Origin of the sequence: Labedella phragmitis, from assembly GCF_004078635.1 — a bacterium.
Lineage (GTDB): Bacteria > Actinomycetota > Actinomycetes > Actinomycetales > Microbacteriaceae > Labedella > Labedella phragmitis.
Window position 1 is genome coordinate 179305 of sequence record NZ_RZNB01000002.1, and the last position, 12538, is coordinate 191842.

At 70.1% G+C, this 12538-nt stretch carries 13 protein-coding genes; 7 read left to right on the forward strand and 6 right to left on the reverse strand.

Translation table 11 applies throughout. The features are described from left to right. Positions 1–41: 41 nt before the first annotated feature. Entirely contained in the window at positions 42–1229 is a 1188-nt protein-coding gene (locus tag ELQ90_RS05565) for a mechanosensitive ion channel family protein (RefSeq protein ID WP_128494294.1), read from the forward strand. Positions 1230–1263: 34 nt separating this feature from the next. On the opposite strand, the gene ELQ90_RS05570 is transcribed toward ELQ90_RS05565, so the two are convergent. Next, on the reverse strand, positions 1264–2052 hold the full coding sequence (locus ELQ90_RS05570) for an alpha/beta fold hydrolase (protein WP_341810230.1): 789 nt from the start codon (positions 2050–2052) through the stop codon (positions 1264–1266). Positions 2053–2103: 51 nt separating this feature from the next. On the opposite strand from ELQ90_RS05570, the gene ELQ90_RS05575 reads away from it, so the two are divergent. Continuing rightward, entirely contained in the window at positions 2104–3792 is a 1689-nt protein-coding gene (locus tag ELQ90_RS05575; RefSeq protein WP_128494295.1) for a long-chain-fatty-acid--CoA ligase, read from the forward strand. 9 nt (positions 3793–3801) lie between these two features. Here the strand turns inward: ELQ90_RS05575 and ELQ90_RS05580 are convergent, their stop codons facing one another. Beyond that, a complete protein-coding gene (locus tag ELQ90_RS05580) occupies positions 3802–4683 on the reverse strand; it encodes a LysR family transcriptional regulator ArgP (protein WP_128494296.1) in 882 nt (293 codons plus the stop codon). Positions 4684–4753: 70 nt separating this feature from the next. On the opposite strand from ELQ90_RS05580, the gene ELQ90_RS05585 reads away from it, so the two are divergent. Genes ELQ90_RS05585 through ELQ90_RS05595 form a run of 3 tightly spaced genes read left to right on the forward strand, consistent with a single transcriptional unit; the run spans position 4754 to position 7010 of the window. After that, the gene (locus tag ELQ90_RS05585; RefSeq protein ID WP_128494297.1) at positions 4754–5374 is read left to right on the forward strand and encodes a LysE/ArgO family amino acid transporter; all 621 of its coding nucleotides are present in this window, start codon (positions 4754–4756) and stop codon (positions 5372–5374) included. Between the two features lie 17 nt (positions 5375–5391). Beyond that, entirely contained in the window at positions 5392–6327 is a 936-nt protein-coding gene (locus tag ELQ90_RS05590; RefSeq protein WP_128494298.1) for a DMT family transporter, read from the forward strand. Then, on the forward strand, positions 6327–7010 hold the full coding sequence (locus ELQ90_RS05595; RefSeq protein WP_128494299.1) for a GntR family transcriptional regulator: 684 nt from the start codon (positions 6327–6329) through the stop codon (positions 7008–7010). The genes ELQ90_RS05590 and ELQ90_RS05595 overlap by 1 nt, the downstream gene beginning before the upstream one ends. A gap of 8 nt (positions 7011–7018) precedes the next feature. On the opposite strand, the gene ELQ90_RS05600 is transcribed toward ELQ90_RS05595, so the two are convergent. Further along, positions 7019–7270 (reverse strand): hypothetical protein, encoded by a 252-nt coding sequence (locus ELQ90_RS05600; RefSeq protein ID WP_128494300.1) that lies wholly within the window; start codon positions 7268–7270, stop codon positions 7019–7021. A 94-nt stretch (positions 7271–7364) separates the two neighbouring features. On the opposite strand from ELQ90_RS05600, the gene ELQ90_RS05605 reads away from it, so the two are divergent. Then, positions 7365–8249: a putative RNA methyltransferase gene (locus tag ELQ90_RS05605; RefSeq protein ID WP_128494301.1), complete on the forward strand. Its 885-nt coding sequence runs from the start codon at positions 7365–7367 to the stop codon at positions 8247–8249. 37 nt (positions 8250–8286) lie between these two features. Beyond that, on the forward strand, positions 8287–9387 hold the full coding sequence (locus ELQ90_RS05610) for a DNA alkylation repair protein (RefSeq protein ID WP_128494302.1): 1101 nt from the start codon (positions 8287–8289) through the stop codon (positions 9385–9387). A gap of 120 nt (positions 9388–9507) precedes the next feature. Here ELQ90_RS05610 and ELQ90_RS05615 read toward each other — a convergent pair whose 3' ends face one another. From ELQ90_RS05615 to ELQ90_RS05625, 3 genes are all read right to left on the reverse strand, one after another. Beyond that, the gene (locus ELQ90_RS05615) at positions 9508–10752 is read right to left on the reverse strand and encodes a hydroxymethylglutaryl-CoA synthase (RefSeq protein WP_128494303.1); all 1245 of its coding nucleotides are present in this window, start codon (positions 10750–10752) and stop codon (positions 9508–9510) included. A gap of 212 nt (positions 10753–10964) precedes the next feature. Then, positions 10965–12017: a hydroxymethylglutaryl-CoA reductase gene (locus ELQ90_RS05620; protein WP_128494304.1), complete on the reverse strand. Its 1053-nt coding sequence runs from the start codon at positions 12015–12017 to the stop codon at positions 10965–10967. A 49-nt stretch (positions 12018–12066) separates the two neighbouring features. After that, complete coding sequence (locus ELQ90_RS05625; protein ID WP_128494305.1) at positions 12067–12537, reverse strand: redoxin domain-containing protein; 471 nt, start codon at positions 12535–12537, stop codon at positions 12067–12069. Position 12538 lies beyond the last annotated feature (1 nt).

The following is a 12538-nucleotide window of genomic DNA, read 5'->3' on the forward strand; positions in this document are numbered from 1 at the left end:
CCGCTTTCTAGACTGATACCTCCCGACCCCCGAGGAGGCTCATGTCCGAGTGGAACCCCTGGCTGCAGTTCGCCGTCGCGGCCCTGGTCGCCGTGATCGCGGCGCTCGCCGCGATCGCCGTGACCACGTCCATCGTCCGCATCGTCGCGAGGCGGAGGCCGGCGGCGCTCGGTCTGCTGGCGAGCGCCCGCCTCCCGTTCCGTCTCCTCCTCGTGGTCGTGTCGCTCTGGATCGCATGCGCCGCTTCCGTGCCCGCGAGCCTCGGATGGTGGCCGCTCGTCTCGCACGGCTTCGTCATCGCCGTCATCGTGCTCGCGTCGTGGCTCGTCGGGTCGGTGGCCTCGTTCGGGCTGACCCAGGCGGTGAGCCGCTACCGCATCGACGTCCCAGACAACAGGGTCGCCCGCCGCGTGCGCACGCAGCTCCAGATCGTCCGCCGACTCGTGCTCGTCGCGATCACGATCGTCGGCGCATCGGCCGTTCTCATGACCTTCCCAGAGGTCCGTACCGTCGGTGCGAGCCTCCTCGCCTCTGCCGGTGTCGTCTCGATCATCGCGGGCCTCGCGGCGCAATCGACCCTCGGCAACGTGTTCGCGGGAGTGCAGCTCGCCTTCAGCGACGCGATCCGCGTCGATGACGTGGTCATCGTCGAGGGGGAATGGGGTCTCATCGAGGAGATCACCCTCACGTACGTCGTCGTCAAGATCTGGGACGACAGGCGGCTCGTCGTCCCGTCCACCTACTTCACGACGACGCCCTTCCAGAACTGGACGAGGCGCACGAGCGACCTGCTCGGGGCCATCGAACTCGACCTCGACTGGCGCGTCGACCCGCGAGCCATGCGTGTCCACCTCGACGACGTCCTCGAACGCAGTGAGCTGTGGGACGGCCGGGTGAAGGTCCTTCAGGTGACGGACGCGGTCGGCGGCTTCGTACGCGTGCGCGTCCTCGTCTCGGCGAGCGACGCCGGGCGGCTCTTCGACCTCCGCTGCGAGGTGCGCGAGGAGCTCGTCGACTGGGTCCACCGGCACGGCGTCGATGCCTTGCCGAAGACGCGCGTCGCGATGTCCGACGAGAAGGCGCCGCCGCGTCGCCGCGCCGAACCGGATGCCACGACGGGCGCTCACCGCGGGCTCTTCAGCGGGAGTCCCGAGGCCGAGGAGCGGGGCATGGAGTTCACGCAGTCGATCTCGGTGATCGATCCGGACGAGTCCGGTCCGCTCCGCTGAACAGCCGCGGTCGACGGGTGAATGCCCCGTCCGATCAGGCGGGCGGAGCCAGGAACCCGATCGCGGATCGGCGGAAGACGGCGGAGGTCGGGGCCGAGAAGTGATCCCGGTCGGGCAGCTCCACGAAGACACCGAGAGGCGCCGCCGACGCGAGGGCCTCGGAGTCCTCGCGGACGGGGTCGCGATCGCCCGCAGCGATGAGGATCGGCTGTCGTGGCGGGTCGGCGGGATCCGGCTGCGTCCCACCGCGCATGCCCTCGACGAGGGAGATGAGCGAGGCGAGGTCGTTGCCACGGATCCCCGCCGCCATCTCGATGTAGGTCCGCGTGAGGTGGTCGTCCACGGGAGTCGCCGACTCCGCGAAGGCCCGCGCCGCGCGCAGATCGAACCCCCGGAGCGGATCCCCCGTCGGGAGCCCGCCCAGCACGACGCGCGGGAATCGGTGGGCGTCGGAGCGGGCGAGGTGCCACCCGACGCGGGCGCCGAGCGAGTAGCCGAGGAGGACGGCCTCGTCGACGAGGTGCGCGTCGAGTACTCCGAGCACGTCGGCGGCGAGCCGCTCCGTCGTGAACTGGAGCGGGTCGTGCGGTTTTCCGCTCCTCCCATGGCCACGCTGGTCGAGTGCGAGCACCCGGTATCCCGCGCGCGTCAGGTCACGCGTCCATCCCGAGTGGAACCAGTTCAGCACTCCGCTCGAGGCGAAGCCGTGCACGGCGATCACGACGGGAGCGTCGGCGTCGCCGACGTCGTAGACGGCGAGGCGCACCCCGTCGTCGCTCATCACGAAGACGGGGTCCGGAGCAGGCGGAACGATGGTCACCACGCGTCAACCCTATGGGGCTCACGGCGCTGCGAGTCTCTAGAGTGGTGTCTCGTGACGATCGCCAATGACCGGCCCTGGCTCGCGAGCTACGCTCCCGGAGTCCCCACCATCCTCGATGTCCCCGACGGCTCGCTCGTCGACATCATCGAGGGATCGGCGCGGGAGTATCCGGACGCCGTCGCCCTCGAGTTCTTCGGTGCGACGGTGTCCTACCGGGAGCTCTCCGATCGCATCGACCGGGCTGCAGCCGGACTCGTGAAGCTCGGCGTTTCGCGCGGCGAACCCGTTGCGATCGTGCTCCCGAACTGCCCGGAGCACATCGTCGCGTTCTACGCGATCCTCCGCGTGGGAGGCATCGTCGTCGAGCACAATCCGCTCTACACGCCGCGGGAGCTGCGGCATCAGTTCGAAGACCACGGCGCCCGCGTCGCCATCGCGTGGGACAAGGTCGTGGCCTCCATACAGGAGTTCCCGCGTGACGTCGCCGTCGAGTACATCGTGTCCGTCGACATCACGCAGGGGATGCCCTTCGTGAAGCGGACGGCGTTGCGCCTGCCGGTCCCCGCCCTCCGTCGGACTCGGGCCACCCTCACGACGCCCGTGCGGGGCACGACTCCGTGGCCGCGGCTGCTCGGACGCGAGCGCATCGGAGCCGACGTGCCGCATCCGGTCGCCGGCGACGTCGCCGTCATCCAATACACGAGCGGCACGACGGGCACGCCGAAGGGAGCCGTGCTGACGCACCGGAACCTCGGAGCGAACGCCGCGCAGTCGCGGGCCTGGGTGCCCACCATCCGTCGAGGCGACGGCTGTGTCGTGTACGCGGTCCTCCCGATGTTCCACGCCTACGGACTCACCCTGTGCCTCACCTTCGCGATGAGCATGGGCGCTCGCCTCGTCCTCTTCCCCAAATTCGAGCCGGACCTCGTCCTCGCCGTCATGAAGAAGCGGCCGCCGACCTTCCTCCCGGCCGTCCCTCCGATCGCCGATCGCCTCATGCGGGCGGCCGACGAGAAGGGTGTCTCCCTCGCGGGGGTCGAGGTCGCGATCTCCGGCGCGATGCCCCTCGACGAAGCCATCGTGCGGCCGTGGGAGGATCGCAGCGGCGGCTTCCTCGTCGAGGGTTACGGCTTGAGCGAGTGCTCGCCCGTGCTCATGGCCAACCCCGTCGCCGAGAACCGCAAGGCCGGGACCGTCGGCCTGCCGCTGCCCGGCACCGATGTCCGCATCGTCGACCCGGAGGACCCGACGAGCGTACGCACGATCGGGGAGGAGGGGGAGCTTCTCGTCCGCGGTCCCCAGGTCTTCTCGGGCTACTGGCGGAAGCCGGACGAGAGCGCGGCGGTCTTCGTCGACGGCTGGTTCCGCACAGGGGACATCGCGACGCTCGACGGCGAGGGTTTCGTGCGCATCGTTGACCGCATCAAGGAGCTCATCATCACGGGGGGCTTCAATGTGGCGCCGAGCGAGGTCGAAGAGGCGTTGCGCGGTCTGACGGGCGTCGCGGACGCCGCGGTCGTGGGACTGCCGAGCGTGCACTCCGGCGAGGACGTCGTCGCCGCCGTCGTGCTCGAGCCCGGGGCGGACTTCTCGCCGGAGGAGGCGCGGACGTCGCTGCGCGGATCGCTCACGCCGTACAAGGTGCCGCGTCGCATCGTCGTCGTGGAGGAGCTCCCCAAGTCGCTCATCGGGAAGGTGCAGCGGCGCCTCGTGCGCGAGGGTCTTGTCGAGAAGGGCTGACGCCGCAGCTCAGCCCTGCCGCAGTTCGGTGCGCGCGGCTTCCGTTATCGCGGTCGCGGTGTCATCGAGAGCGGTCGTGAAGATCGCCCACTGCTGCCAATACAGGACGACGTCGATCGACCGACCCGGATCGAGGTCGACGAGCTCTCGGCGCCGTTCGCCGTCGCTGCTCTGGCCGTCGGGAAGCATCGCCCACCCCATGCCGAGGAGCACGGCCCGCGCGAAATCCGCGGACGAGGGCAGATAGTGCCGCGGCGGGGCGACGTCGGGCGTGACGAGTCGCAGGTATCGGTCCTGCAGGTCGTCCCGTCGGTCGAACACGATCATGGGAGCGGCCGCGAGTGCCGTCGGTGTCATTCCCCGGGGGAAGAACGTCTCCGCGAAGCCCGGCGAGGCCATGGCGCGATAGCGCATCGTGCCGAGTCGTGCCACCGAACATCCCTGTACCGCCGTCGCATCCGTCGTGATCGCGGCCATCACTCGGCCGTCACGCAGGAGTTCCGCCGAATGGTCCTGGTCCTCGCGATGGAGATCGAACGACACGCGACGCCCGAGAGTCGCGAGCGCTGGCAGCACCCAGGTCGCGAGCGAATCGCCGTTGACGGCGAGGGAGACGGACGGCGGGGAGGTCCTCTCGGGTGCGACGGTCGCGTCGGTCTCACGGGCGAGGGCGACGATCTGACGTGCGAGTCGGACGTAGGCGTTGCCGGCTTCCGTCGCCGTCGCGGGTCGTGACCGCCGTACGAGGACCGCGCCGGCGGAGCGCTCGAGCGTCTTGATCCGTTGGCTGACGGCCGACGGGCTGATGTGGAGGTCGCGAGCTGCGCTGTCGAAGGAGCCGGTGTCGACGACGGCCGCCAGAGCGGAGAGCTGCGCGAGATCGAGGTCCACATAAGCAACACTAATGGTGCTGTAAAAGGATTAGTTGGACTTGATCTGGCCGGAATCCTACTGTCGGAACGTGTCCTCCTCCCTTCTCGCCGCCGCCTCGGGCCTCGCGTTCGGTCTCTCGCTCATCGTGGCCATCGGTGCGCAGAACGTCTTCGTGCTCCGACAGGGCATCCGCCGCGAGCACGTCGGGCTCGTGGTCCTGACGTGCATGCCCGCCGACGCCCTCCTCATCGCCGTCGGCGTCGCGGGTGTCGGCGGGCTGATCCAGCGGATCCCGTGGCTCGTACCCGTCGCGACGCTCGGCGGCGCCGCCTTCCTCCTCGGCTACGCGGTGCTCGCGGCGCGGCGCGCGATCCGCCCGGGCGTGCTCGATCCGGATGCCGACGGCGAGAAGGTCGCGTGGACGACCGTCCTCGGGGGAGCGCTCGCGATCACGTGGCTCAATCCGCACGTCTACCTCGATACCGTCGTTCTGCTCGGCTCGATCGCCGCAGCGAATGGCGAGGATCGCTGGTGGTTCGGTGCTGGCGCGGCACTCGGGAGCGTGCTCTGGTTCACGGCTCTCGGTTTCGGCGCTCGCGCGCTCGCACCGGTCTTCGCCCGGCCGGGCGCCTGGCGCTGGGTCGACGCCGGGGTCGCCGCTGTCATGTTCGTGATCGCCGCGCGACTCGTCTGGGAGCTCGTCGGCTGATTGTGTAACAATCGACCGTGCCCGCCCTCCTGATCCTGCTCGCCGCCGTGTGCTTCGGCACGACCGGCACGGCTCTCGCGCTCGGCCCCGATTCCGCGTCGCCGGCATCCGCCGGCGCTGTGCGCATCGTGGTCGGCGGAGCCCTGCTCGCGATGGTCGTCTTCGCGCGCCGCTCGTCGCGGCGGGGAGCGCCGCCGCGCGCGGCCGCCCGACTCCGGGTGCCCACGGTCGTCCTGGTGCTCGTCGGGGCCGCCGCGATCGTGGCGTACCAGCCGACCTTCTTCCTCGGTACGACGCGAGCGGGTGTGGCCGTCGGGACGATCGTGGCACTCGGGAGCGCCCCGATCTTCACGGGACTGCTCGAATGGGTCGCCACGCGTCGTTTCCCCGGAACCGTGTGGATCGTCGCGACGGTCGTGGCGAGTGTCGGCGTCGCCCTCCTCGGCGGTGCTCTCGAACCCGGCTCCTCGAGAGTCGATCCCGTCGGGATCGCCGGGTCTCTCGGGGCGGGGGCCAGTTATGCCGTCTACGCCCTCGTCGCCAAGCTCCTCCTCATGCGAGGTGCTCATTCGACGTGGTCGATGGGGGCGCTTTTCGGCAGTGCCGCCGCCGTGAGCCTCCCGATCGCCCTCACGACCGACCTCTCGTGGCTCGCCCGCCCGGACGGGGTCGCGACCGCCGTCTGGCTCGGCGTCGTGACGACGGGCGTCGCCTACGTGCTGTTCGGCCGCGGGCTCTCGGACGTCCGGGCGTCGACGGCGGCGACCCTGACGCTCGTCGAGCCGCTCACCGCCGCTCTGCTCGGCGTCCTGATCCTCGGCGAGACCCTCGCGGCCACCGCCGCCTCGGGAATCGCGGTGGTCGCAGCCGGGCTCCTGGTCCTCGTCGTTCCTCGCCGTGGCGGCGCACCTCGACGGAGCGAGCGGGTCACCTCGCGAGCGGACGGGTTTTGATGGCCCGCTCCGCCGGTACCCGCGCAACCCGGGCGCACTCGGTCGCCGCGGACCTGCGCGAGCGCATCCTCTCCGGCTCGCTTCTCCCGGGGGCCCCTCTGCGGGAGGTCGAAATCGAATCGCACTACGGTGTCTCGCGTCACACGGTGCGAAGCGCTCTCGCCGAGCTCGTCTCCGAACGTCTCGCGGCGGCCCGACCGTACAGCGGTGTTTCGGTCGTCGCCCTCGACATCGACGCTGTCGTCGCCCTCCAGGACCTGCGGTCGGCCCTCGAGAGCGAGGCCGTGCGGCTCCTCCGCCTGCGGCACGGCTCCCGCTGGCCGGGTCGCGTCCTGGGTCCCGTGTCGTCGGCTCTCGACGAACTCGTCGACGCGTGTCGCCTCCCCGACGACTGGGTGGCGGTCGAGAGAGCGCACTCGGCCGTGCACCGCGCCATCGTCGACGCCGCGGACAGTACGCGGATCTCGGAGGCGTATCGCTCGCTCGACGGGGAGCTGCAGGTGTTCCTCCTGCACCTCCGACCCCGGCTCGACGCCGAGGTGCTCGCGGCGGATCACCACGACTATGTCGACGAGCTCCGCACCGTAGGGCCGGCCGCCGTGCGCGAACACCTCGACCGGTCCACGGCGCTCATGACCGCCGCCCTGTCACCGCCCGGCGCCGGGGATCGCCGTAGCGGGTGATCCGTCGGTCAGTGCGCGCCGGTGTCGTGAGGGAGATTGAGGTCGTCCGGGTCGACGTCGACGTCGCCGACGTCATCCGGTCCGCCCGTCCCGGGAACGACGGTGATGTCGTCACGCGAGATGTCGCCGTCGATCGAGTCGGGGACCGGGTCCACTTGCTTCTCGTGGGTCTCGGTGTCGCTCGCGGGGCTGTAGCTCATGTCCCTCGCGGTCTGGCGCTCGTCGTCCAGTCCGTCAGGGGCGTTCGATTCAGTCGTCATGCCGCGAGACTACGAGCGCACGGAGTCCCGTCGCACCCCCTTGCCAGCACGACGGGCGGTGCTACCGGGCGCTTCCCCGTACGATCGGAGGACCATGGAACGGCGTGCCGGAGGACTCGACCTCGTCGTCGACGTCCTCGCGTGTCCCGTGTGCGGCGAGGGGCTCGCGATCGAAGACACGACGGTCCGGTGCGTCAACGGGCACGCCTTCGACATCGCGAGGCAGGGCTACGTCTCGCTCACGAGCGGTCGGGCGACCGCCGGTGACACCCCCGCGATGATCGAGGCCCGCGAACGCTTCCTCGGCGCCGGGCACTATGACGCGATCGTCGACGCCGTCGTCGCGGCGGTCCCCGTCGACGCGCGGGGAGTGGCGGTCGACGTCGGCGGGGGGACCGGCTACCACCTCTCCCGCGTGCTCGAGGAGAGGGAAAACCTCCTGGGCCTCGTCCTCGACACGTCGAAGCCCGCGATCCGGCGCGCCGCCCGAGCCCATCGAAGAATGGCGGCCGCCGTGGCTGACGCATGGTCGGGGCTCCCGCTGCGGTCGGGGAGTGTTCCCCTCGTCCTCAGCATCTTCGCGCCGCGGAATGCGGTCGAGTCGGCGCGGATCCTCGCTCCCGGTGGATCTCTCGTCGTCGTGACGCCGACCGGCCGGCATCTCGCCGAACTCGTCGGAGCCGTCGGGCTCGTCTCGGTCGACGAACGCAAGGAGGAACGGCTCGCACGGCAGCTCGCGGGCTTCCGGCTCGAGCGCCGGACGTCCGTCGAGTACCCCGTCTCACTCGACCGGCGCGCCGCCGTCGACGACGTCCTCATGGGACCGACGGGCCACCATGCCGACGAAGCACGCATCGCGGAGGCCATCGCTGCCCTCGCCGACCCCGTCACGACGACGGTCTCGGTCACCGTCTCGGTCTTCCGGCCGGTCCTCGATGACGGCCACGACGTGGAGACCGACGTCGGCGGTCCGCGCTAACGTCTGCTGAGGACGAGCGGACGGAGCGGGAGGCGCCATGGGAGCATTCGACGAGTTCATCGGTCGTGAGACCGTCGCCGAACTGCGTGGAGTCCTCACCGCGGTACGGCCCGATCGACCGTGGTCCGCGCTCGGGGCCGTGCATGGATCGCTTCCCGGCCATGCCCTGAAGGCGCGCAGTGATCTGGTGGCGACGGCTCTCGTCGACGACCTCGACGGCGAATACGTGACGGCCGCCGCCGTGTTCCGCGCCGCTCTCGGCGATCCGGGGTTCCGCGGCTGGACCATCTGGCCGGTCACGGAGAGCGCGGTGACGCTCGCCCTCGCCGACGGCTCTGTCGCGGCTTTCGACGACGCCCTCGCGCTCCTCTCGGAACTGACGCACCGCCTCACGGCGGAGTTCGCCATCCGGCGGCTCCTCGCGGCCGACCTCGACCGCTCTCTCGAGGCCGTCGTCTCGTGGGCGACGAGCGCGGACGAGCACGTCCGCCGACTCGCGAGCGAGGGCACGCGTCCCTACTTGCCGTGGGCCGTCCGTGTCCCCGCCCTCCTGCCGCGATCGCGGGATCTGGTGCCCGTGCTCGACCGTCTCCGCGACGACGAGAGCGAATACGTCCGTCGCTCCGTCGCGAACCACCTCAACGACGTCTCACGGCACGACCCGGATCTCGTCGTCGAGGTCGCGCGCCGATGGTCGGCCGACGTCGACGCGCCGCGCACTCGCGCCTGGGTCGTCCGGCACGCGTTGCGGTCGCTCGTCAAGAAGGGGGATCCCGGGGCGCTCGAGGTCCTCGGGTTCCGGCCGCACGCCGTGTCGTTGTCGAAGCCCGCCGTGTCGGCTCCCGTCGTCGTGCCGGGAGCTGCAACGTTCTCCTTCGACGTGCGCAACGACGGCGACGAGGAGGCGCGTCTCGTCGTCGATTACGTCGTCCACTACCGGAAGGCGAACGGCTCGACGTCGCCCAAGGTCTTCAAGCTCACGACCGTGACCCTCGCGGCGGGGGAGTCGCGGTCGTTCCGCGCCGTGCACGCATTCCGACCGCTCACGACGCGGACCCACTACGCCGGCGAGCACTCCGTGCAGTCGCAGGTCAACGGCGTCCGCTCCGAGGCGACGCCGTTCGACGTCGAACTCTGAGCCGCGCCCGGTCGAGCCGGACGGTGCGAGTCAGAGCGCTGTCGTCGCGGTGTCCGTCGAAACCGCCGGGGAGGCTCCGACCGCCTCTGAGCCGCGCCCGGTCGAGCCGGACGGTGCGAGTCAGAGCGCGGTCGTCGCGGTGTCCGTCGAAACCGCCGGGGAGGCTCCGACCGCGGAGGCGTCGGCGGGGGCCGAGACCTGGGCGACGGTCTCGTAGATGCGCTTGTGATCCCGGATGGCGGCGAGCCGGAACGGTCCCGTCGTCTCGGGCGCGATGTCGTGATCCCCTCCGACGAGTCCCTCGGGGTGGTCGTGAAGCCGGACGTACGTGGAGTGGTCGATCTCCCGGCGACGCTGGATCTGCTCGCGGTGGCGAGAGGTCCGGAGCATCTCGCGGTAGCCGGGCTGAACGACGCCGGCGAAGAGCTCGGCGACGGAACCCGAACCGTAGCTGAAGAAGCCGACGCGTGCGCCGCTCAGATCGTCAGCGGCGTTCTCGAGAAGCGACAACAGCCCGATGTAGACGGAGGCCGTGTACGTGTTGCCGATCTGGCGGTTGTAGTCGAGCGTGTTGGCGATCTGCGCGTCGGCCGCGTCGTTCGACAGCTCGCCCGAGTGCTTCGCGAGGGTGCGGTGGGCCTTGACAGCGAGGCGCGTGAAGGGCTGGTGGTAGCAGAACCGGTCGAACGAGGCGAGCTCGTGGCCGCCCTGCTCGCGGTAGTCGTCCCACGCCGCGCGGAGCGCCTCCATGTACACGGACACGGAGTACTTGCCGTCGACGAGGGCGGTGCTGCGGTAGTTCGGGCGCCAGAAGTCCATGACGTCGGCGGTGTGCAGTCCCGAGACGGGTTCGATCGCGAGCACCGCGGGGTTGGCGCTCACGAGCATCGCGACGGCGCCGGCGCCCTGTGTCGGCTCGCCCGACGAGTCACGGTCGTAGCGCGCGACGTCTGAGGCGATGACGAGCACCTTCTGCTCGGGACGGCGTGCGACGAGCGCGACGGCCATCTGCAGCGCCGCCGTGGCGCTGTAGCAGGCCTGCTTGAGTTCGATCACGCGGCAGCGGGAGTCGAGCCCCAGGAGGTGGTGGACGTAGACACCGGCGGCCTTCGACTGGTCGATGCCGCTCTCGGTGGCGAACAGCACGGTGCGGATGGCCGAGAGGTCCTGGCCCTCGAGCACGGGCTGCGCTGCGGTCGCGGCCATCGTGACGATGTCCTCGTCCGCGGCGGGCACGCTCATGAGCTCCTGGCCGATACCGACGTGGAACTTGCCGACCTCGACGCCCGTCGCCTCGGCGAGGGTCGCGAGCGGGAGCACGTATTCGGAGGTGGCGAAGGAGATGTTCTCGATGCCGAGCTGCATGTGAGGCGTCCGGTTTCTCTCAGGATGTCGGCGGCCGATCGGGCCGTCGAACGACGTGGATGCCGGCTTCGCTGCCGAGCGCTGGGCGGGATCGCACCGGGAGGATCGCTGTGTGATCGCTCTCGCTCCACCTTCCAGTTTATCCGTGGAGGCTGAGCGGAGGGTGGGTCCCGGTGCCGATTCCGTTCCGATGGATGTTCGTCGGGACGGGGTCAAGCGGATTGCCGGGATCGCTCCATCTGCAGGTGCGATTGCATGAGTTCACCGGGGTTCGTCTGCGCGGCCATGAGCGACAACTCGCCGCACAGCACCGCCGCGGCGCACAGCACGGCGAGCCGTCGCGCGTTCTCGCCGGGCTCGCGGTCCTGGCGGCAGCCCAGCCGCGTGAGGTTCTCCTCGACGAAGTCGAGGCCCTTGCCGTTGCCCACCGATCCCACGATGAGGTTCGGCAGCGAGCACGAGAAGTAGAGGTCGCCGTCGCGGACCTCCGCGTGCGTGATGCCTTGCGAGCCCTCGACGATGTTGGCGGCGTCCTGCCCGGTCGCGAGGTAGAAGCCGAGGAGCATGTTCGCGTAGTGCGCGTTGCCGCTGCGGAGACCACCGGCGAGCATCGTGCCGATGAGGTTCTTCCGCACGTTGAGGTCGACGATCGCCTCGGGGGTCGTCCGGAGCCAGCGCGTCACGATCGCGCGGGGGATGAGGATCTCGGTGACGACGTTCTTGCCGCGACCGAGGATGCCGTTGACGGCCGTCGCCTTCTTGTCCGAGCAGTAGTTACCCGAGATCGAGCCGTACCGGACGCCCGAGACGTGCTCGAGCACGTAGTCCATGAGCTTGTCCGACGCCTGGGTCACCATGTTGTGGCCGGACGCGTCGCCCGTCGAGAACTCGAATCGGACGAACAGGAGGTTTCCGGCGATCTGGTGGTGCATGTCGATGAGTCGTGCGAAACGGCTCGTGGTGGCGACGACCTCGCGGAGCTCGTGCTCGTGCGAGCGCAGGTAGGCCATCGCGTTCACTGCTGCGAGCGCGTCGTCGGCCTCGAGCAGGATCGAACGCGCCATGCGCTCATCGACCAGGGTCGCGACGATGCCGGACTCGACGAGCGTCGAGATCTTCGCGCCGCGCCCGACGGAGGGCCAGAGCGGCGACTCGTAGGTCGCGAGCGGGATCTCCTGGCTGCCCGTCATGACGTTGCCGGAGATCTTGACGGGCCCGACCCATTGCATGGGGACGGGGGCTGTGGACGTTTCGCGTGTGCTCATGGTGGCTCCAGTCTAGGAACGGTCGCGGTGAGCCGGTCCGCTCGCGGTCCTAGAGCTTCGCGAGCTGCTCGCGGATGAGCGAGGCGCTGCGGAACGTCGCGCCGACGAGGGCGACGTGCTTCCACTTGATGAGCCCGTCGGATCCGACGAGGAAGACGGAGCGTCGCAGCCCGAGGCCCGGGAGCTTGATCCCGTAGGCGTCGACGACGCGGCCGTCCGGGTCCGAGAGGAGCGGGAGCGTGACCTCCTCCTTGATGGCGAACGTCTCGTGGCTCGCGAGGTCCTGGAGCCCGATCGCCCACACCTCGGCGCCGAGCTTCGAGAAGTCGGCGAGCTTCTCGCTGTACGAGCACAGCTGGGCGGTGCACGTCGCCGACTCGTCCGCCGGGTAGAAGGCGAGCACGACCGGGTGCCCCCGCTGCTCGGAGAGCGTATAGGTCTTCCTCCGGGCGTAACCGTCCTTGACCTGGACCCCCTGGAGGGAGAAGTCCGGCGCAACGGCACCTTCGTGGATCGACATG

Bases quoted from the DNA above. Each gene is read 5' to 3' on its own strand.
- ELQ90_RS05565 (WP_128494294.1), top strand. From the start codon at position 42: ATGTCCGAGTGGAACCCCTGGCTGCAGTTCGCCGTCGCGGCCCTGGTC.
- ELQ90_RS05595 (WP_128494299.1), top strand. From the start codon at position 6,327: ATGGCCCGCTCCGCCGGTACCCGCGCAACCCGGGCGCACTCGGTCGCC.
- ELQ90_RS05600 (WP_128494300.1), bottom strand. From the start codon at position 7,270: ATGACGACTGAATCGAACGCCCCTGACGGACTGGACGACGAGCGCCAG.
- ELQ90_RS05605 (WP_128494301.1), top strand. From the start codon at position 7,365: ATGGAACGGCGTGCCGGAGGACTCGACCTCGTCGTCGACGTCCTCGCG.
- ELQ90_RS05610 (WP_128494302.1), top strand. From the start codon at position 8,287: ATGGGAGCATTCGACGAGTTCATCGGTCGTGAGACCGTCGCCGAACTG.
- ELQ90_RS05615 (WP_128494303.1), bottom strand. From the start codon at position 10,752: ATGCAGCTCGGCATCGAGAACATCTCCTTCGCCACCTCCGAATACGTG.
- ELQ90_RS05620 (WP_128494304.1), bottom strand. From the start codon at position 12,017: ATGAGCACACGCGAAACGTCCACAGCCCCCGTCCCCATGCAATGGGTC.
- ELQ90_RS05625 (WP_128494305.1), bottom strand. From the start codon at position 12,537: ATGTCGATCCACGAAGGTGCCGTTGCGCCGGACTTCTCCCTCCAGGGG.